Source organism: Blautia schinkii, from assembly GCF_013304825.1.
In the GTDB taxonomy this organism is placed as follows: Bacteria; Bacillota; Clostridia; order Lachnospirales; family Lachnospiraceae; genus Blautia_A; species Blautia_A schinkii_B.
Window position 1 is genome coordinate 63,535 of the sequence record NZ_JAAWUO010000016.1, and the last position, 20,771, is coordinate 84,305.

The window sequence follows — 20,771 nt, forward strand, 5'->3', positions numbered from 1 at the left end:
GTTTTATTTATACCGCGATGGGAATATTTTTGATTTGCGGCCAGGTCTCATAGTTCTCCACGATCAGATCATCCGTTGTAAACTTGTAGAAATCTTTTACATCCGGGTTCAGCTTAACTGTTGGTGCAGGATATGGTTTCCTTGAGATCAGCTCCTTGATCACCGGGATATGTCTGTCATAAATATGGCAGTCAGCGATCACGTGGACAAGCTCTCCGGCCTCCATATCACAGGCCTGGGCAATCATCATAAGAAGCAGGGAATACTGACATACATTCCAGTTATTGGCAGCCAGGATATCCTGGGATCTCTGATTCAGCACTGCATTCAGAACCAGTTTGTCTTTATCCGGTTCTTTGGTAACATTGAAAGTCATGGAATATGCACAAGGATAAAGATTCATCTCATGAAGATCCTGATGTACATAAATATTAGTCATGATCCTTCTGCTGTACGGATTGTTCTTAAGGTCAAAAAGCACACGGTCAACCTGATCCATCATTCCCTCTTTATACTGATGCTTCACACCCAGCTGATAACCGTAGGCTTTTCCGATGGAACCGTTCTCATCGGCCCAGCTGTCCCAAATATGGCTGTGAAGATCATGGATATTGTTGGATTTCTGCTGCCAGATCCATAAGATCTCATCCATGGCACTCTTTAAAGCTGTTCTTCTTAAAGTCAGTGCCGGAAATTCTTTACGCAGGTCATAGCGGTTCACAACCCCAAATCTCTTAATGGTATAAGCCGGAGTTCCATCCTCCCATACAGGGCGCACCTTCTCTCCTTCTGTGCTGGTTCCGTTCTCTATTACATCTTTACACATGTTAATAAATATATTATCTGCAAGACTCATTGATCCTTCCTCCCTTATTTTGCTTTTATCTTTCGGATATTTAGTTTTTCCACGTTTAAAATACCCCTGGAATTTGGTTTCTATTCTAACACAATTCTTCCATTAATGTCTACATGGCTGTGCAAGAACCGGCAATTTGTGAAATAATCGGTTTTCTTCTTTCCTCTGGACATTTTCCGGCATGAGTGCTATATTAAGAGCCATGAAAGTACTGATTACATTATTAAAACCATTTTCTTTTGCACCTGCGATCCTGATGATGTGCGTGATCTATTCCTTTTCCGCACAGACCGGAGAAGTTTCCGGAGCTTTAAGCTATAAAATCAGCTACCAGATCGTAGAAACGAAAAACGAAATACTTGCCACTGGCAAAAGCCCTGATCAGCTCTCTCAGGAGGCTTCCGGCATCGAGTTTTATGTCCGTAAGGCAGCTCATATGACAGAATACTGTCTTCTTGCCATCTCCATTTCCTTCCCGCTCTACGTTTACGGAGTCCGGGGAATCTGGCTGATGCTCCTGGCAGGAATAGTATGCGTGGGATTTGCAGGTCTGGATGAATATCATCAGTCCTTTGTAAATGCCCGCGGACCATCTGTAAGGGATGTGGGTATTGACAGCTGCGGTGCGCTGATCGGGATTTTGCTGGTACAGGCATTCTGCTGGTCCACCCTTCACACTCCTGGTGGTAAAAAATCCCGAAAGAAACGACGAAAATCAAGAAAACGCAAATAAACAAAAGCCGGAAGATCCAGGCAGAGAACATTTCAATAATTCTCTGCCAGATGTTCCGGCTTTCTATATTGTTGCTATATCGTATTTGTGCAGATCCTGCACGCATTCTATTCCGCTACATACTCACGGACGAAATCGTTTTACCTTTCCCATTCCTTATATTACTCCGCAGAACTGTTATCAGCTTTCCCACTTGTCTCTTCTGCCTCACTCTCCTCCGCATCATCCAGATTCTCGGCCAGATGCGCTCTCTCTGAGATAGACATTTTCTTTTTGGCATTTTCCTCGATCATTTTTCTTGCTGCTGTTTCCTGCTCAGATGCTTTCTCTGCACCTGCTTTAGCCAGATTGCGGACAGCTTTAACAAGAAGCACAGCTCCGATCACAATAAAAATGCCGCCTGCTGCCAGAAATCCTTTGCTTGCATCATCCGTTCCTTTAATGATTCCTTCACACAGGCGATATCCTGTATACACAAGATAACCGCCTGCAAAGATCCACAGAAGACTTCTTCTTGCAGGAGACTCTTCCTGTACAGGATTCTCTTTCTGTGTTTCATTATTTTCATTTTTGGTTTCTTCCATGTTGTATTATATCCTTTCTGCAAAACGGACCGCTTCATTACATTTTTTCCACGCCAGCTTTATCTCCCGCTTCTTTTTGCGCCGGTTCCTCTTTTACAATTCTTCCATAAAGCTTCGTCATCTTATATATCTTCTCAATCGTTTTATCCGTAAGCTGGCCTTTCTTCATTCTCCACTTCCAGTTATCTCCGAGTGTAGACGGCTCATTGATCCTTGCTTCATTTCCCAGGCAAAGATAATCCTGCACCGGAACCACGCATCGATCCGCCACACTCGCCATTGCTGCACGGATCATGCTCCACACAGCTGCAGTCTCATGCCTGCCCTCGCAGCCGACATACGCTTTCGCAAAATTCCTGTCATGCTGGCTTAAATTCCGGAACCATCCTCTTGTTGTCTCATTATCATGCGTTCCGGTGTAAACAATGCAGTTTCTCTCATATCTGTGCGTCAGATACGGGCTATCCTCATTCTCATCAAAAGCAAACTGAAGAACCTTCATACCTGGAAATCCGGATTCCTCCACCAGTTCGATCACACTGTCTGTAAGAAGTCCAAGATCCTCCGCGATCACATTCAGCTTGCCGAGATTTTTCTCCAAAGTCCGGAAAAGCTCAATTCCCGGTCCTTTTTCCCAATGGCCAAACTCTGCTGTTTTATCTCCATAAGGAATGGAATAATACTCATCAAACCCTCGGAAATGGTCAATACGTACCACGTCATAAAGCTTCATGCAGTTAGCCATACGAAGTGTCCACCACGCATAACCTGTCTTTTTATGGTAATCCCAGTCATAAAGCGGATTTCCCCAGAGCTGTCCTGTAGCAGAAAAAGCATCCGGTGGGCATCCGGCAACACCTACCGGCAGATTTTCTTCATTAAACTGAAAAAGCTCCGGCTGCGCCCAGGCATCTGCGCTGTCAAAAGCAACATAGATCGGCACATCCCCGATGATCTCCACACCTTTATCGTTGGCATAAGCCTTCAGCTCTGTCCACTGCTTAAAGAACCAGAACTGCTGGAAACGATAAAATGCCACTTCCCTGGAAAGTTTTTTCCCAGCTTCATCAAGTGCTGCCTGATCTCTGTTCTTTAATTCTGCCGGCCACTCAATCCAGCTGATGCCGCTGAGACTGTCCTTGATGGCCATATACAGGCTGTAATCCTCAAGCCATGCTGCATTCTCTTTAACAAACTTCTGATATTCTGCATCTGCCTCACAATTTGATTTCTCAAACGCTTTTCTCAGAAGAACAAATCTGGACTTGTATATCTTTTCATAATCCACATAGCTCTCATTACTGCCCCAGTCACAGGCCTCACATTCGCTTTCCTCAAGATATCCTGCCTTTACAAAAGCTTCCAGATCAATAAAATACGGATTTCCCGCAAATGTGGAAAAAGACTGATATGGTGAATCTCCATATCCGGTAGGTCCAAGAGGCAGGATCTGCCAGTATCTCTGTCCTGCTCTCACCAGCTGGTCTACAAATTCATAAGCTTCCGCAGAAAAACAGCCGATTCCAAATCTGGACGGAAGGCTGGATACCGGAAGCAAAATTCCGCTTGCTCTCATAACAAGAATCCTCCTGTATTCATCTCAGTAGTCGCGCCCTCGCACAGATGTCTGCAGGAGCACTCTTTTGTTATTATAGCATCCTGTTTCAAAACCTTCAAAGTTCTTTTTTGTGGATATATATAAATATATCACGATATACTCGTTTCCGATCTGCCTCATTCAAAATCTCATGGCGCATTCCCGGATATAATTTTCCCCGGACATCCTGATATCCGGCTTGACGCATAGCACGGACTGCTTTCGCAAAATGACGCACATTTCCCATGCAAGGATCATCTGCTCCGCTGATAAACAGCACCGGCATCTTCGGTTTCGTACAGTTCCAGTGTTTCACATCGTAAGCTCTTTTCATCAGGTCAAAAAGTGCTAGGTACGCATCATCACTGAATGTAAATCCGCAATACTCAGAATCCGAGTAATCCTGAACTACCTGCGGATCTGAACAGATCCAGGAAAAACGGTTCTTTTCTTTCCGGAACCGAAGTGCATACGTTCCAAAAGACATCGCCTCTATAAGACCTGCACTGTGTTTTGGTCCAAAAACAGCCTTCTCTGCTTTTGCCAGGGCAACACCAACCGGACGTAGCGCATTGTAGCTTGGAGATCCGCATACAATCAGCATATCCATACAATTATCATGATGGGCTGCATAAGCACGGACTGCCAGGGATCCCATACTGTGTCCGAATAAAATCAGCGGAATCTCCGGAAAATGATCCCGTATCAGGCTATTCACAGTGTGGATATCCTGAAGCATGGCATCTGCGCCACCGCCGTACATATAGCCCAGGTCTTCTTTATCCCGCACACTTTTGCCATGTCCTCTGTGATCATGAATCACACTTACATATTTATGTTCCGCCATATATTCCATAAACGGAAGATATCGTTCCTTATACTCACTCATTCCATGAACGATCTGAATGATTCCCCGGTATTTCTCATCACGTCCAAGCTCCGGCACCAATGCCAGACAGGAAATTACCAGTCCGTCCGCTTTTGACGGAAACGAATACTGAATCGTTCTTGCCATTATATTCCACCTCTTCTTTCCTGCCGCTCCCCGCAGCATTTCCTGACCTGTTTTTATATCACAAAGTATATCATAACACAGGGGGTTTCTCAAACAGTAAACCTATGTTATAATCGTTACCGTAATATAACAACCACGACGGATATTAAGGAGGAATAATGAATACAGATAATAACGATTTTTACGATGATGATCTTTCCAGGTCATTGATCAACAACGATTTCGAAGACAATTCCCCTCGCAGAAAGAAAAAGAGCAAAAAGCCTCTCATCATCTGCCTGGTCATTCTTCTGATTGCGGCAGTTGCCGGCGGAGTCGCCTGGTACCTGAACGAGCGTCATAAACCGGTAGAAGCTACAGAGAAATTTCTCACAGGTATGCAGAATATGGACTTTACAACTATGGAGAATCTTCTCCAGAGCCATGATCTCAGCGCCCTGGATGATGCAGATATCCGGGATTCCGCATACACAGATTTCTTCACCACAATTAATAAGAAGATGACCTACAAGATCACCAAAAACAAATTTGACATCCAGAACGGAACTGCAAAAGTAACCGTTCACATGAAATATATTGACGGAACCAACATCTACGCAGCTACCATTCAGGAATACACCCGGAAAGTTGCAGTTGCAGCCTACGCTGGAAAGACCATGACCCAGGATGATATCCAGGAAATGCTCGCTTCTCTCCTTACTGAAAATGCTTCTACAGCAGATGAGAAATACAGTGATATCGACATCACCTATCCGCTTATCAAGATTGGTGATGAATGGAAGATCGTTTCCCTGGATGATACAACTGTCAAAGTTATGTGCGCGAACTTCAAAAATGTAAAAGATGAGATTTCTTCCCAGCTTAATGATGACAGTTCCGACAGCAGCTCCGATGCTTCCGCTGATTCCACAGAACCTTCTGATACTTCTGATTCTGCACAGACTGCTGGTTCATCTATTGATATCACAACAGACAAGTTTTCTGTCCGTTTCAAACAGTTTGCAGTATCCAAAGACTACGGTGGAAATTCATGTCTGATGATCTACTATGATTACACAAACTCCGGTGATTCCCAGTCCAGTGCATTCGTGGATTTTACTTTGCAGGCATCCCAGAACGGCGAGTCTCTTGAAGGAACTTATCCGGAAGCCAATGACACAGCAGTAGACAACTACATGAACACCATTGACCCAGGCAAAACAGTCACTGTCTGCCAGGTATTTCTTCTGAAAGACACCACCAGCGATGTCACCCTTCAGGGAAAAGAAACTCTCAATGTAAGCGGTGGCCAGACAACATCTCAGGTGCTTAAATTGCAGTAACGTGCCAAACGGATAAAATCATCCGCAGGACTTTCTCAATTCGTTCAAACAATAAAACGGAAATTTCCAGCTCATGTTTTAACATGAATACCAGAAATTTCCGTTTTCTTTTTTCTCTATGATACATATTTTTCCCGCTTCCGCGAAAAACTATCTCCTGTATAACGAAAGGATGGTGACTTATGGCAAATAAATTTTTACAGTATTTTGCACTGACGATTGCCGTGATCGGTGCGGTAAACTGGGGCCTGATCGGATTTTTTAATTTCAATCTGGTAGCTTTCCTGTTCGGAAGCATGAGCTGGCTTTCCCGGATCGTCTATGGTCTGGTAGGCTTATGCGGTCTTTATCTTCTGACCTTCTATACACTTATAGATCAGGAACAGGTAAGTGAATAATTTTCATTCCTGTTCCTGACAGACAGTTCTCTCCGTCTGCGGCAGAATTTCCGGGGACTCTGTCCCTTTCACTCTGCCGCAGCACGGATTTGCCTGATCTGCTGCAGATTTTCCCGGCAATAAAAAAGAACTCTGACCATCCTCAGAGTTCCAAAGAGCGATAGACGGGGCTCGAACCCGCGGTCTCGACCTTGGCAAGGTCGCGCGTTACCAACTACGCCACTATCGCACAAGCGGGTGATGGGAATCGAACCCACGTATCCAGCTTGGAAGGCTGGTGTTCTACCATTGAACTACACCCGCAGTTATGAAATTATAAAGCTTCATCTTCCGATGAGAGCGATAGACGGGGCTCGAACCCGCGGTCTCGACCTTGGCAAGGTCGCGCGTTACCAACTACGCCACTATCGCATAAGCGGGTGATGGGAATCGAACCCACGTATCCAGCTTGGAAGGCTGGTGTTCTACCATTGAACTACACCCGCGCATCGTCGCTTCGGTGATTACCGATCGCTTGACCGCTGCAACGATGATTAGTATATAGCATGCTGTTTTATTTGTCAACAGTTTTTTTGAATTTTTTTAATTTTTTTATTTATTTGATTTGTTATCAATAATCCCATACATTTGTAGCAGAAACCTGAGTCTTCGGTTTCTTAATCACAAGCTCCGGACTCTTGGCACTGACCTTTGTATTTGCAGGGATAGATTCTGTAATAAAAGTATTACCACCGATAATGGTACTCTCTCCCACAACAGTTTCTCCGCCAAGTACTGTGGAATTAGAATAAACTGTCACATTATCACAAATTGTCGGATGACGCTTCACATTGGCAAGCTGCTGCCCCATTCTTGTAGAAAGAGCTCCGAGAGTTACGCCCTGATACAGCTTCACATTGTTTCCGATTTCTGTTGTCTCACCAATAACCACACCTGTACCATGATCAATAAAGAAATACTCCCCAATGGTTGCACCTGGGTTAATATCAATTCCTGTGCGTCCATGTGCATACTCAGACATTACTCGTGGGATAAACGGAATATTTTCTTTATAAAGGATATGCGCCAGACGATACACATAGATTGCAAACAATCCAGGATAGGAAAAAATGATTTCTTCCTTACTCTTGGCTGCCGGGTCTCCGTCAAATCCTGCCTGCACATCTGTCAGAAGCAGTCTCTGAACTTCCGGAAGCTGTTCAAAAAATCCACAGGCAGTTCTGTCTGCATGCGCCTCTGCCTCTTCCGGCTCTTCTCCATGATAAAGAAGCGCGATCTCGATCTGGTTCTTCAATCTGTCATAAATATCATTCAGTCTGTGTCCCACATAATACTCCGGAAATACGGTAGCACTGGTATCCGTACTGAAATATCCCGGAAATACAATAGATTTCAGATCTCTTACTATATCGATGATGACCGAACGGTTCGGCAGACGTCTGCCGCTTTTCGGCATAAAAAGTTCTTCAGAAGCATAATTCTCAGTAAGACCCTTCGCCGCTCTGAGAATCGCTGATTTCTTATCGCTCATAATTCCCTCCATTTCTGCACATCCACTTCTGTCTGTACACTTTATCTCATTATCATATTATAGTCTGGAAGATTCGTCAATAATACAAAAAAGAAAAGTTTTAAAAAAGATTGACCTTTCTCCGGATACCTTATATAATAATAAAGGTTTTCACGAAAGCTGCTGGAAAGCTTTGAAAGCATCCGGAGATGTACCCAAGTGGCTGAAGGGTCCGCACTCGAAATGCGGTAGGCCGGGCAACCGGTGCGAGGGTTCAAATCCCTCCATCTCCGTTTACTGCCGTTTTTTCACCAGTTAAAAATATGGTGGTATTTATATTTTGTATAAAAAAGCACTCTCATCTCTTGACAATTGTATGTTTTATATGTATAATTGCAACAGTGATGAAAACACAATTGAATATAGGGGATTGGTCAAATGGTATGATAGGGGTCTCCAAAACCTTTGGTGGGAGTTCGATTCTCTCATCCCCTGCTATTAAGAGCGCTGAAAAGTCTTAATCAAAGATTTTCAGCGTTTTTTGTTTTTCCATAAAGTTTAAAGGAAACCCATATTGAGACTGTATAAAGAAAAAGTGACCGCCCGGCCTGTAATATCATCGTCTGGGTGATCACTTTTCAATATTTTACTCCGCACTGCATTCATATCGTGAAAATTTCTGCATGTATCCACCTGCACTTATCACTTCAGTTACTCCAGATTATCCGGTCCAAATCCAATTGGCAAAAGTTCCTTTAGCGCAAAGATATCATATTTTTCTCTGCTGACTGCCAGTATGATCTGAAAGGTTTCCGGATCACAGAACTCCATCATAACCTGTCTGCATACTCCACAGGGTGCTGCATATTCTGTAGGAACACCATCCTTGCCGCCAACGATACAGATTGCCTGAAAGTCTCTCACGCCTTCACTGACTGCTTTGAAAAAAGCAGTTCTTTCCGCACAGTTCGTTGGAGTATAGGCAGCATTTTCTATATTGCACCCGGTATAATAAGTGCCGTTTTGGGAAAGAAGTGCCGCTCCTACATGAAAATGTGAATATGGCGCATAGGAATAGTCCATCTGTCTGATCGCCAGATCGATCATTTCTTCAATCTGTTTCTTTTCCATGATTTTCCCACCTTTCCTGAATCAGGCATGTATACGTTACTCTTCTTTTTTCTGTGCCTGATCTGCACGGATCAGTTCACGGATTGCCTGTACTGCAACCTGGATTGCTTTATCGGTATCATGTACCACAGGATTATCCAGGCCCAGCTTCTCTCTTTCCTGATTTGCAAGCACCAGGAAACAGGCACCTACTCTCACTTTCAAATAATTTGCCACCACAAAAAGAGCAGCTGATTCCATCTCCGAAGCAAGACAGCCGAGGCGTTTCCATGCTTCCCATTTATTCATCAGTTCATAGCTGACCGGTTTTGTTTCCGGCTCATGCTGACCATAAAAGGCATCCTTAGACTGTACCACACCTGTGTGAAATTCACATTCTTCTTTTTTTGCCCCTTCCACAAGTGCATTGATCACTTCCAGATTTGCCACTGCCGGAAATTCAATAGGTGCATACTCTTTGCTGGTGCCTTCCATACGGATCGCGCCCGTTGCAACAACAATATCACCGCTCTTTACCTCCGGCTGCATCCCACCGCAGGTTCCGATCCTCACAAAAGTATCTGCACCACATTGATAAAGCTCTTCCATTGCAATAGACGCCGACGGCCCTCCGATTCCGGTAGAAGTCACACTTACCTTTACTCCATCCAGTGTTCCGGTGTACGTTACATACTCACGGTTATCTGCCACAAAAACCGGATCATCAAAATACTGCGCAATTTTTTTACAACGCTTCGGGTCTCCCGGCAGGATAACGTAACGTCCGACTTCACCTTTCGCCACCTGAATATGATACTGTCTGCCTGCGTCTTCTGAATAATTTTTCATGTTGTTCCCCCCATTTCCATATCTGTTTTTCTTTCATTCATAAGATATGATGATCTTCTTGCAATACTCACATCGCCAAGCACTGATCCGATCGCCATATATCATTTTTGACAGACCTTTCTCTGTATTTAACCGCATGGATTCACCTTTTGATCTCCATTCCATTCCCGAATTGAAAGAATGGATCTGTCCCTCACACATTTTTCTTCCGCAGTATGGACATTTCACCTTGATTTCTTCTTCATCCGTGCTCTCGTTCAGCATTTGCGCATCGTAACGGTGTACAACCTGATCATCCTCTGCGTCAATTGAATTTACTCCCATGTTTTTCTCCTTCATTATATTTTTCTCTGGCATTCCTTAAATGCCGCCATAAGCTTTTTCTCTTCAAGCGGTTTGGTCAGATGCTGGTTCATTCCGGAAATACGGCTGTTGATCATATCCTCAGCCAGAGCATTTGCACTCATAGCTATGATTGGAATCGTTCCCGCATCGATCCGTTTCATGGAACGAATCTTTCTTGCTGCATCCCATCCATTCATATTTGGCATCATAATATCCATAAAAACTGCATCATAATACCCTGGTGCAGATTCCTCAAATTTTTTGACCGCTTCCATACCGTCAGCAGCACACTCTACATGAACACCTTTATTTTCCAGCATAAATTTTACAATTTCCATGTTCAGCTCATTGTCTTCTGCGACCAAAGCACGTTTTCCCTCTAAAGATATCTCCTCATGACTTTCTGCCTTTGCAAGCTTTTCCGGATTTCCAATCTTAAACGAAAGTGTGACACGCACAGTAGTTCCGATACCCTTCCGGCTTTTTATCTCGATTGTTCCACCCAGACTCTCCGCCATTTTTTCTGATATTGCAAGACCCAGACCAGTTCCTTCATATTTCGATCTGCTGGTTATATTTTCCTGTGAAAACATTTCACAGGCATGAGGAATAAACTCCTGGCTCATGCCGATTCCATTGTCCGAGCATTCAAACTCATATACTATATTCTCATCATCTGCTGATTTTTCTTTACACCAAACATGTACACTGCCGCCTGGCTCAGTAAACTTCACTGCATTATCGCTAACTGCATCCAGGATCTTTTTCAGATAAACAGGATTTCCCTTCAGGCATATATGTCTTAAATCAGATTTTTTCCAGTCTACCACATAATCAACATCTTTTTCTTCTGCCTGGACCTGTTTATCCGTATTAGCCTTATTTAACAGTTCTGCCAGGTCAAATGTCAGCTCCTTTTCTGAAAAATCACCGCTTTCCAGCTTGTTCATCTCCAGAATATCGCTCACGATCGAAACAAGATATTTTGAGGATTTCATGATCTGATCTCTGCATTTCTGCTGGACTTCCATATCTTCCGGATAACAGTTTGCCAGATCGAGCATACCCATGATCCCGTTCACTGGTGTTCGGATATCATGGCTCATATTGGACAGAAACCTAGATTTCAGAGCTGCATCCTTCCTTGCTTCTGCCACCTGATATATAAGATTCTGCTCTTTTTTCTTCACATCGCTGATACTTCGGATCGCACAAAGTACATGGGTCAGCTGTCCGTTCTCATCTCTTTTCTTTTCAATAAAGCGAAGTTTATGCCAGTTTCCATCCTTCATCTGGTATTCCATCGCAATGGTCTCTTCGTTTTTCATTCGTTCTGCCAGTGTACTCATATCTGTAAATTTAAAAAAAGCATCCTGATATTCCTCAGCTACAAACTGTCTGCACAGTTTTTCATTATTAACCGATAAAATACCTGCTTTTATATATTTCAGATTTTTCACATCTCTGTTTGATATTTCTTCAAACCAGTCTTCCTGGATATCAATCCTTGAAATATAATGATAGGTCTTGGCAATGGCATCTATGATCTCATTATTCAGCCTTGTTTTTTCCAGTGCTTCTGCCAATTTTTGCTGGATTGCTTTTTCCTTATAAAGAATACTGCCAACATTACGATACCCTAAAAAAATAGTAAATGTTTCATCATCAACTTTTCCTTTTGCAGCATAAGCTTCATAATAGCTGTTGTGTCCATCTTCCGAAATGCTCTGATAATGATATGTAATTTTCTCTGTATAGCGAAGTCTTTTTTTCATGTTCCTGCATAAATGCCAGTCAAGAAATTCTGCCTTGTCTTTCTCCGAAATAAAGGTATCTGCATATACTTTGGAATATTCATCAAAACTGTTAAATATCCCCGACGTCTTATCAGCAAGCTTCTTTGCATTGGTATTTGAGACAAGTCTTAAGATTTCGTATTTTCCGGAATTGAGTTCTATACGATACAGCGAAACATATTCCGGAAATAATTTTTTTACGATGTAATTCTCATCTGGCATCGGATCATTTATTTCTGTATTCTTATTCTCCGCTTTTTCAGACTCATAGATCATACCTGAACAGAAACCCGTTTTTCCAACTGGTGCAATGACCACATGATAGTTTTTTTCTTTTCGCACGTCTGTCTCACTGGACCGGTTCTCATATGCCGCTTCATAACAGACATGCAGCCATTTATTATCTGCCTCCGGAAACAAACTCTGAAATGAATGGTCCAGTATTTCCTCCAGGCTGTGATCTTTTATATCTGCAAAAGCCTGATTACAGTAACGGTAGATCCAATCCACTGGCTGTCCCTTATCGTCCAGCACAAGTTCCAGCACGCAATATCCTACAGGACTGTAGTCAAAAATACTCAGGTTAAACTGTTCTTTATATGAAGGCATAGCATTAACACCCCCTTTTACTGTCAGAATCTGCTGATAGCCACCCTCCGCATACCATCTTTTTTGTCAGAAGATATCCTGACTTTTCCTGTATTATACCATCTCATGAATTGCAGGAAAAGAATATTTTGGCAGAAGCTTCTTTCATAATGAGTTTTTTTCATCAGCCAGAAATATATCCTGGCAATCGAATCTCGATTCCATTCTTTTCGCAAAAACAGAACATACCGCCGTTTACCGACAGTTTCTCTGATTTTCCGGTTATCTTTATACATATTTTTGTTCAATTATCCCCTTGACGTAAAGCTATCTCCAGGGTGTATCATTATCCTGTGTTAAAGGAGGTATACTATCATGTTTAAGACATTAGAAGAAAAGACTGAAGAGAAAGCAATGGTGCAGTTCCTTGAACGCTTTACAGATTATCCATTTCTGGTAAAGTTCAAGAATTCCGAATATCTGATCGGAGAGGGTGAACCTACATTTACAGTTAATTTCAAAAAAGCAATTCCTATCGCAGATCTGATGAAAAGTACTTCTCTCGCACTGGGAGAAGCTTACATGCGTGGTGATCTGGATATCGAGGGAAATCTTTATGAAGCTCTTGATCATTTTCTTGGACAGATGGGTAAATTTTCCACCAACGAATCTGCCCTGAAAAAAATTATGTTCAGCTCTACATCCAAAAAGAACCAGGAAAAAGAAGTAACCAGTCACTATGATATCGGAAATGATTTCTATAAATTATGGCTGGACGAAACCATGAGTTATTCCTGTGGCTATTTCATTCATGAAGATGATACTCTGTATCAGGCACAGGTAAACAAAGTAGATTACATTCTTAAGAAATTACATCTTGAAGAGGGCATGTCCCTTCTGGATATCGGTTGCGGATGGGGATTTCTGCTCATCGAAGCTGCCAGAAAATATAAGATTCACGGCACAGGCATCACATTAAGCCATGAACAATATGCTGAATTCCAGAAACGTATCAAGGATCAGGGACTGGAAGATTATCTTACAGTAGAACTGATGGATTACCGTGACCTGCCGAAATCCGGTTATCAGTTTGACCGTGTTGTCAGCGTTGGTATGCTGGAGCATGTTGGCCGTGACAATTATCAGCTCTTCCTTGACTGCGTAGAAAAAATCCTCAAACCAGGTGGATTATTCCTGCTTCACTTTATCAGTGCCCTGAAAGAACATCCTGGCGATCCATGGGTTAAAAAATATATTTTCCCAGGTGGAACTGTTCCAAGCCTCCGTGAGATCCTGACTCATATGGCTGAAGATAATTTCCACACTCTGGATATTGAAAATCTCCGCCTGCATTACAATAAGACATTACTTCACTGGGAAAAGAATTTCCGCGACAATATCGAAAAAGAAAAGACCATGTTTGATGAAAACTTCCTGCGTATGTGGGATCTTTACCTTTCTGCATGTGCAGCAACCTTCCACAACGGAATCATTGATCTTCATCAGATCCTTATGACAAAAGGAATTAATAACAATCTGCCAATGACCCGCTGGTATTAATTGTTTCATCAATTTTCATAAAAAATATCGTACAGAACCTTCTCTGATAAAATTCAGAAAAAGTATTTCTGTACGATATTTTTGTTTCTGTTCCAATATCCGGAATTTCTTGCCCATCTATGCATAATCCCCGATCAATAATTTTCTGATAAGCTTGGTATAAACATTCTTCACAAACCACGGTTCTGTTGATTTCTTTAATGCTTCTTCCGGTGAAAACCAGGCTACGCCACTGTTTTCATCTGCTTTTATGGAAACAGTCTCTTCTGAATCTGCCTCAAGGAGATATGTTATATTAAAGTGCAGATGGCTGGATACATATTTTCCTTTTTTCACATGCCCGTCTACAGTCAGGGATTCCATGGAAAAAATCTCTTCTGACACAGGATGAACATTACTAATCCCTGCTTCTTCTTTTACTTCTCTGACAGCAACGGACAATAAATCAGTCTCTCCATCTGCATGTCCTCCAAGCCAGGACCAGGAATTGTATATGTTGTGATATACCATAAGGACTTTAGTCCGGTCTTTGTTTACTACCCAGGCAGAAGCCGTCATATGAGCTACTGCATTCTCTCTGGAAAAAGCATTCTCATTGTTTCTGATCCAGTCCAGGATCAGGATTTTATCTTTTTCTTCCTGCTCATTATTGGGCTTGTATTTTTCTATCTGACCGATCAGTTTCTGGCGTGTTATCATTATGCACTCTGCCTCTTTCTTAAATATCCTCCAATGTATTTTTATTAACAAACACATTGTATTTTATCATCATATCCAATGCTTGTAACTATCTTTTTTATTTAATACCCATCCTTTAACCGGACAATATTTTTTAATTCTTTTCCATTCAGATATCGTTCCAGATTTTCCATGCAGATGTTCCAGATCATATCCTGAACTTCAGCGTTTCCGCCGAAGCTCGGGCCTGCAATGTGTGGGGTAATGAGGACGTTTTCCATATTCCAAAGAAGTGATGTCTCCGGCAATGGTTCTGTCTCAAATACATCCAGGATCACTCCTTTTAAGTGGCCTTCTTCCAGTACTTTGAGCAGAGCTTCTGTTTGAATGAGACTTCCTCTTCCCACATTAACCAGAATTGCAGCTTTTTTCATGGAATGCAGCCGTTCGTAATTCAGAAGGCCTTTTGTTTCCGGCGTTCCCGGGAGACAGCCGATCACAATGTCTGCTTTCTGAAGCTGCTGATCCAGAGCTGTCAGATCATATACCTCATCAAACTCTTTCATCTGCTGCGAATGCCCCGGGACTGCAGTTCTTTTTATTCCAGTCACATGAGTTTCAAATGCTTTCATTCTGTGGGCAATGTTTCTTCCAATATCCCCGGTTCCCAGGATAAGGATATTTTTTCCATATATAGTTTCTGATGATTTATTCTGTACCCAGAGGTGTTTCTGTTTGTTTTTCCAGTAATTCGGAAGTCCACGGTACAGCGTAATGATATTCCCGATCACATATTCTGATATGATCTTTCCAAAAGCGCCGGAAGCATTGGTTAATGTAACTCCTGTCGGGAATGCTTTCATTTTTGTATATTTATCCACACCGGCCCAGGTCAGCTGGAGCCAGCGAAGATTTTCCGCTTTCTGAAGTTCTGATTCTCCCGGTTCTCCGATCATTACTTCTGCTGCCACGATCGCATCCTCAGTTTCTTTGCCCTGAAATGTAAATTCACATTGAGCTCCGAATTTCGTTACAAACTGATTTCGGATCTCTGCATCGCATTGTGGTTTTATTAAAACTTGTATTTTCTTCATGTTTTTTCTCCGCAAATCATCTTTATCAGCTATATCCTACCATAATTAATAGCCATCTGCTATTATTTTCTGTTATTTCTGCCGCTGATACCTGGTCACTGCCAGGATCATGCAGACAAAAACTACCGCGAACATAGCTTCCAGTCCAATGCCTTTCCAAACCGATGCAGCTGCCTCACCTGAGAGGCGGCTGTAACTTCCAAGAGTCTCATTTACAGTTTCATACCAGTACACCGGAAGAAACTGAGACACCTTCAGGACGTTTCTGTCCATAACATTCATAGGAACAAACACACCACACAGGAAGCACATTCCAAGAGACAGGATATTTGCGATCCCGCTTAACATGTTGCTGTTTTTTACAAAAAGACCGATCAGATAGGAAAGTGAAAGTGCCACTGCCATCATCACCAGAGTGTTCAGTACATAATATCCGAAATTTTCTGAACTGAGAAATTTTTTTCCATACATAAGGATAGCTCCTGCCATACCGATTCCCCATAATCCCCCACCCATCACAAACATGGCCAAAAGCCCTTCCAGACTCTGTCGTCTTGCTGAAACCGCTGATGCCTGCATTCTCTTTGGTATATCGTCTTTTTTGAAAGCCATCAGCACATATCCCATTACATAGCAGAGTAATGCAAGAAACAGATATGGAATATATCGGAAATAATAGAGCCATCCGGACGTACCACTGTTTTCATCTGTATCCAGCATTGTGACTTCTCCTCTTTTTTCATCCAGGAGCGCAGCTGCCGCTTCCTTCCGGGAAAAACCGGCTTCCAGATATGTCCGCATTGTATTCAGACAGCTCTCAAGCTGCTGATCCACATAATATGCCGAATAAGATCCGGGCACCTTTGTCACGGAAATACTTTCTCCGTTTACCATACAGCTCTCATAAAAATTCTCAGGGATCACCACGATGTACTCTACATTTCTGTAAAAAAGCTCCTCCTGAAGCTTCTCCCTGTCATCCTCCAGCATTGTCACGTGATGCGTGCCTTCAAGCCATTTTACCAGTCCTTCTGCAAGTGGCCCGTTATCTTTATCCACCACTCCGATCTTTATTTTTTCGCTTTCATAGCTGGTATAAGTTTCCTTACCGGCCGCTGCCTGAAGTGCCATTGTCACTCCGAAAAAAATCCCCAGATACAGAAGGATCAGCCCTGTATTTTTTTTCATGATTCTCATATAGCCTTTAAATACTGTCATAACGTTCCCTCCTGACCATGAAAAAGGATGCCAGCACCAGCACCACGCACATTACCGCCAGTGTGATCAGATTTCTATAATATCTGGTCATATCATCATATACATTGATACAGTAAAATGCATCTGAGATCAGTGATGCAGGATTGATCCGGTTCACAAACGGAAAACTTTTTTCCACGATATCCTTCATATTTCCGTTCATCAATCCTGCGAGGAAACTGCTTACCATGGAAATTCCCAGTATGATCCCGATCTTGGCACCTTCCTGCATTTTTCCAAAACTCCCAACGAACATTCCCATAGATACGCCGATAAGACTTCCGAAGAAAGATATCACCAGCATTTTCCCCATCTGCCCCTGAAAATCCAGTTTGAGAACATATCGGAGATACAGGAGCAGAATGATCACATCCACATAGCCCAGGGCAAAAGATGTCAGCTGATCTGTAAGAATCAGCTTCAGTTTGTGAGTCGGCGTCACGCATCGTCTGGCTGCCAGCGGTGTGATATTGGCCTGGATCCCGATAGCGGAGCCAAAGCCGATAAAGCATCCATACAGACAAGCCATGGCGATCAGTGCGTAAAAGAACTGCACATTTCCGTCAATGGTCCGGCCCCCAAGAGACACCTCCTTTACCAGACTGTCAGCGCTTAACAGGTTTGTTATGGTTTCTATGTCCATCTCCGGATTTTTTTTCATGATGTTGGTGATGGTCGTCCTGGTATTTTCGCAGCTGTCAAGAACTGTCTGGAGGATACTCTCTTCTATTCCGGTTCCTGCTACTGTAAGGGAAGGTTCTTTTCCCACATAATAAATCCCTTCTACTTTTTTATCCTGCAGTGCTTCCAGAGCTTCTTTTTCTGACATCTCTTCCCGCTTTAAAAGATCCGGATTGCTTTCTCCCACCTGTTCCAGATAAGTCAGGAAAAACGTATCCGCTGTATCTTCTTTTACCACTGCCACCGGAACCGTCTGAAAATCTGCCTCATTGATATTTCCGAATGCAAAATAGAAAAAGGTTCCAAGCACAAGTGGAAAAACCAGTGGCCAGAATACAATGTTAAAATTCCGGATTTTGGAAAGAAAACTGTATTTCAGTAAATGCAACATCTCTCATCCCTCCTAATCTCTCAGCTGTTTTCCGGTGATCTCCAGGAATACATCATTCAGTGTAGGCAGCTCAGAAAAGACTCTTCCAAAAGAAATATCCTGGCTCTGCAGATAATTAAGCAGCCGGATCAGGTTATGCTTTGCATCTGTACAGCGCACAGTCAGCACCTGTTTTTCATACCGGACATCAAAAACATGTTCCAGCGTACGGATATCCTGAAGATTTTTTTCCTCCAGAACAATAGCTTCCACAGTAACAGTCTCGCCTGTTTTGATCATCTGTTTCAATTCTTCTTTTGTTCCCTGAGCGATGACTCTTCCGTGATCCATAATGGCGATCCTGGTACAGATCTGCTCCACCTCTTCCATGTAATGGGATGTGTAGATAATTGTGGAACCCTGCTGGTTCAGTGTCTGGATTCCTTCCAGGATCTTGTTTCTGCTCTGTGGGTCTACTGCTACGGTTGGCTCATCCATGATGATCAGCCTTGGTTTGTGGGCGATCCCGCAGGCAATGTTCAATCTGCGCAAAAGACCTCCGGAAAGCTTCTTCGGATACATTTTGCGGAAATCTTCAAGACCTGTAAATTCAATGGCATCCTCCACCAGCTCTTTTCTCCGTTTCTTGTCTCTTATGTAAAGACCACAGAAATAATCGATATTTTCCAGCACTGTCAGCTCATCAAAAACTGCTACATTCTGAAGCACGATTCCGATCTGTTCCTTGATCTTATAGCTGTCCGGTTTCATCTCTTCACCGAAAATCTTTACTTCACCTCTGTCATATTTCAGAAGTGACAAAAGGCAGCTGATGGCCGTTGTCTTTCCTGAACCGTTGGGGCCAAGCAGTCCGAATATCTCACCCTCCCGGATATCCAGCTCCAGATGATTCAGTGCGGTAAGATTGCCATATCGTTTTACCAGATTTTCTATGTGGACCATACTCTTTGACATATGTTTGCCTCCCTTTTCCTGTCCGTTAAACAGATCTTTCCTGTTTTACTGCAGAAATTCATATTTCTTCTATGATGTCATTATATCCTTTTCTTCTGTCTGCTCCAAGTGTCGGATGTCATTATCTGCGAATGACAAATGTCATGTCTTTTGTAAGAGCACAGATTTTTCTTTGCAGGGAAGGAACCGGTATATTATAATAAAGGCACGTTGATTTCAGAAATAATTCTGAGAAAGGAGGGTTTATTTTTTATGCGTTATTTCACAGATTCCATCCTATTGCTTTTATACAGTACTTTAACATTTTTTTATGTGCCTGCAGATCAGGCTCTTGTGTTCGCCTTCCTTTTTGCAGTGATCCTCGGCTGCGTTACTTATCTGTGCAGGGCATGTAAAACAGAATCCAATTCACACTATTTTCTATCTTTGTTGAAATGCTCCGGAAATATCATTCCTGTTCTTGCAGGAAGTTATGTGATCTTTGGATTATGTTCCCTGTGGTTTTCGGATCTTCTTCTGTTTTTCCCGCTGCTTCTGTATCAGACTTTATCTTCCGGACTTTTTCTGCTGGCAGCAGCTGAACTTCCATTCTGGGGATTTCTGGTTTTTCAGATCAACGACTTTCCGGCAGTTCTTTGTATACTTGGGATTTTGGGTTTCGTCCTTTCATTTTTTCTCTGGCTCTATGCCGGAAAATATCAGGCTCTTTACCAGGATTTTCATCAGATCCGGGATGACAGTGAGGAACATACGCTTCTTCTTTCTGAAAAAAACAAGGCACTTCTGGAAAAACAGGATTACGAGATCTATGCTGCTACATTGCGAGAGCGAAACAGAATTGCCAGAGAGATCCATGATAATGTGGGACATGTGCTTTCCCGTTCTATCCTTATGACTGCTGCCTGCAAAACCATAAATAAAGATGAAGCTCTTGCTCCTCTTCTGGAAAATCTGGAAGCTTCCCTGAATGATGCCATGAACAGCATCCGTTCCAGTGTCCATGATTTTCACGATGATGCGGTGGATCTGGAAGATGCCATAAAAGGACTTGTAAAGGATTTCACCTTCTGTCCGATAGCCCTTACTTATGATATGTCCAGGCAGGTTCCAAGGGAGGTGAAATACAGTCTGATCAGTATTACAAAAGAAGGCCTTTCCAATGTGATGCGGCATAGTAATGCAGATTCCGTGAATATTCTTCTGCGTGAGCATCCTGCACTTTATCAGCTGTGCATTGAGGATAATGGAACATCGGGAAATGAAATTCCGGATATTCAAACTGAATCAGACAGTGATAAGATGAATAATATTTCCGATGGTATGGGACTGTCCAATATCCGGGACCGTGTAAAGTCACTGGGTGGTACGGTCCAGATTACGCAGGAGAAGGGGTTTCGGATCTTTGTAACGATCCCGAAATCTGTTTCTAATTGAAGCAGTCTGTTTTTTCTAC

The 20,771-nt window shown here is 42.7% G+C and carries 19 protein-coding genes and 6 tRNA genes; 7 read left to right on the forward strand and 18 right to left on the reverse strand.

The features are described from left to right. Positions 1-7: 7 nt before the first annotated feature. Positions 8-856, reverse strand: a complete 849-nt coding sequence (gene thyA, locus HFM85_RS12600) for a thymidylate synthase (protein WP_119239555.1) — start codon at positions 854-856, stop codon at positions 8-10. Between the two features lie 181 nt (positions 857-1,037). Here thyA and HFM85_RS12605 point away from each other — a divergent pair, with 181 nt between their 5' ends. After that, positions 1,038-1,589, forward strand: coding sequence for a VanZ family protein (locus HFM85_RS12605; protein WP_330596717.1), 552 nt, complete (start codon positions 1,038-1,040; stop codon positions 1,587-1,589). Between the two features lie 161 nt (positions 1,590-1,750). On the opposite strand, the gene HFM85_RS12610 is transcribed toward HFM85_RS12605, so the two are convergent. From HFM85_RS12610 to HFM85_RS12620, 3 genes are all read right to left on the reverse strand, one after another. Further along, on the reverse strand, positions 1,751-2,173 hold the full coding sequence (locus tag HFM85_RS12610) for a hypothetical protein (protein ID WP_173738513.1): 423 nt from the start codon (positions 2,171-2,173) through the stop codon (positions 1,751-1,753). Between the two features lie 37 nt (positions 2,174-2,210). Further along, positions 2,211-3,749: a 4-alpha-glucanotransferase gene (gene malQ, locus HFM85_RS12615; RefSeq protein WP_173738514.1), complete on the reverse strand. Its 1,539-nt coding sequence runs from the start codon at positions 3,747-3,749 to the stop codon at positions 2,211-2,213. Positions 3,750-3,846: 97 nt separating this feature from the next. Then, on the reverse strand, positions 3,847-4,785 hold the full coding sequence (locus HFM85_RS12620; protein ID WP_173738515.1) for an alpha/beta fold hydrolase: 939 nt from the start codon (positions 4,783-4,785) through the stop codon (positions 3,847-3,849). A gap of 158 nt (positions 4,786-4,943) precedes the next feature. On the opposite strand from HFM85_RS12620, the gene HFM85_RS12625 reads away from it, so the two are divergent. Further along, complete coding sequence (locus tag HFM85_RS12625) at positions 4,944-6,107, forward strand: DUF5067 domain-containing protein (protein ID WP_243873888.1); 1,164 nt, start codon at positions 4,944-4,946, stop codon at positions 6,105-6,107. A 182-nt stretch (positions 6,108-6,289) separates the two neighbouring features. Further along, a complete protein-coding gene (locus HFM85_RS12630) occupies positions 6,290-6,505 on the forward strand; it encodes a DUF378 domain-containing protein (protein WP_173738516.1) in 216 nt (71 codons plus the stop codon). Between the two features lie 156 nt (positions 6,506-6,661). Here HFM85_RS12630 and HFM85_RS12635 read toward each other — a convergent pair. From HFM85_RS12635 to epsC, 5 genes are all read right to left on the reverse strand, one after another. After that, a tRNA-Gly gene (locus HFM85_RS12635) sits at positions 6,662-6,734 on the reverse strand. A 3-nt stretch (positions 6,735-6,737) separates the two neighbouring features. Further along, positions 6,738-6,808: transfer RNA gene (locus HFM85_RS12640), tRNA-Gly, on the reverse strand. Between the two features lie 35 nt (positions 6,809-6,843). Continuing rightward, positions 6,844-6,916: transfer RNA gene (locus HFM85_RS12645), tRNA-Gly, on the reverse strand. Between the two features lie 3 nt (positions 6,917-6,919). Beyond that, a tRNA-Gly gene (locus HFM85_RS12650) sits at positions 6,920-6,990 on the reverse strand. Between the two features lie 125 nt (positions 6,991-7,115). Continuing rightward, positions 7,116-8,036 carry a serine O-acetyltransferase EpsC gene (gene epsC, locus HFM85_RS12655; RefSeq protein WP_173738517.1) on the reverse strand — a complete coding sequence of 307 codons (921 nt, stop codon included), beginning with the start codon at positions 8,034-8,036 and terminating at the stop codon, positions 7,116-7,118. Between the two features lie 184 nt (positions 8,037-8,220). Between epsC and HFM85_RS12660 the strand changes: the two genes are divergently transcribed. Then, a tRNA-Ser gene (locus tag HFM85_RS12660) sits at positions 8,221-8,308 on the forward strand. A gap of 131 nt (positions 8,309-8,439) precedes the next feature. After that, positions 8,440-8,510 (forward strand) — tRNA-Trp (locus tag HFM85_RS12665). Positions 8,511-8,726: 216 nt separating this feature from the next. On the opposite strand, the gene HFM85_RS12670 is transcribed toward HFM85_RS12665, so the two are convergent. Genes HFM85_RS12670 through HFM85_RS12685 form a run of 4 tightly spaced genes read right to left on the reverse strand, consistent with a single transcriptional unit; the run spans position 8,727 to position 12,724 of the window. After that, positions 8,727-9,146 (reverse strand): cytidine deaminase, encoded by a 420-nt coding sequence (locus HFM85_RS12670; protein ID WP_173738518.1) that lies wholly within the window; start codon positions 9,144-9,146, stop codon positions 8,727-8,729. 36 nt (positions 9,147-9,182) lie between these two features. Beyond that, entirely contained in the window at positions 9,183-9,974 is a 792-nt protein-coding gene (gene udp, locus HFM85_RS12675; RefSeq protein ID WP_119239586.1) for a uridine phosphorylase, read from the reverse strand. Between the two features lie 33 nt (positions 9,975-10,007). After that, complete coding sequence (locus HFM85_RS12680; RefSeq protein WP_173738519.1) at positions 10,008-10,298, reverse strand: PF20097 family protein; 291 nt, start codon at positions 10,296-10,298, stop codon at positions 10,008-10,010. 14 nt (positions 10,299-10,312) lie between these two features. After that, positions 10,313-12,724 carry a response regulator gene (locus tag HFM85_RS12685; RefSeq protein ID WP_173738520.1) on the reverse strand — a complete coding sequence of 804 codons (2,412 nt, stop codon included), beginning with the start codon at positions 12,722-12,724 and terminating at the stop codon, positions 10,313-10,315. Positions 12,725-13,078: 354 nt separating this feature from the next. On the opposite strand from HFM85_RS12685, the gene HFM85_RS12690 reads away from it, so the two are divergent. Further along, a complete protein-coding gene (locus tag HFM85_RS12690) occupies positions 13,079-14,263 on the forward strand; it encodes an SAM-dependent methyltransferase (protein ID WP_173738521.1) in 1,185 nt (394 codons plus the stop codon). 117 nt (positions 14,264-14,380) lie between these two features. Here HFM85_RS12690 and HFM85_RS12695 read toward each other — a convergent pair whose 3' ends face one another. The 5 genes from HFM85_RS12695 to HFM85_RS12715 all read right to left on the reverse strand — a co-directional run bounded on the left by HFM85_RS12695 (position 14,381) and on the right by HFM85_RS12715 (position 19,306). Continuing rightward, positions 14,381-14,962, reverse strand: coding sequence for an NUDIX hydrolase (locus HFM85_RS12695; RefSeq protein ID WP_173738522.1), 582 nt, complete (start codon positions 14,960-14,962; stop codon positions 14,381-14,383). Positions 14,963-15,063: 101 nt separating this feature from the next. Continuing rightward, positions 15,064-16,035 carry a D-2-hydroxyacid dehydrogenase gene (locus tag HFM85_RS12700; protein ID WP_173738523.1) on the reverse strand — a complete coding sequence of 324 codons (972 nt, stop codon included), beginning with the start codon at positions 16,033-16,035 and terminating at the stop codon, positions 15,064-15,066. A 72-nt stretch (positions 16,036-16,107) separates the two neighbouring features. Then, positions 16,108-17,253, reverse strand: a complete 1,146-nt coding sequence (locus tag HFM85_RS12705) for an ABC transporter permease (RefSeq protein ID WP_173738524.1) — start codon at positions 17,251-17,253, stop codon at positions 16,108-16,110. After that, the gene (locus HFM85_RS12710) at positions 17,240-18,364 is read right to left on the reverse strand and encodes an ABC transporter permease (RefSeq protein WP_173738525.1); all 1,125 of its coding nucleotides are present in this window, start codon (positions 18,362-18,364) and stop codon (positions 17,240-17,242) included. Before HFM85_RS12710 ends, HFM85_RS12705 begins: the two co-directional genes overlap by 14 nt. 12 nt (positions 18,365-18,376) lie before the next feature. After that, entirely contained in the window at positions 18,377-19,306 is a 930-nt protein-coding gene (locus HFM85_RS12715) for an ABC transporter ATP-binding protein (protein ID WP_173738543.1), read from the reverse strand. 264 nt (positions 19,307-19,570) lie between these two features. Here HFM85_RS12715 and HFM85_RS12720 point away from each other — a divergent pair, with 264 nt between their 5' ends. Beyond that, positions 19,571-20,752: a histidine kinase gene (locus HFM85_RS12720; protein ID WP_173738526.1), complete on the forward strand. Its 1,182-nt coding sequence runs from the start codon at positions 19,571-19,573 to the stop codon at positions 20,750-20,752. Positions 20,753-20,771: the final 19 nt, after the last annotated feature.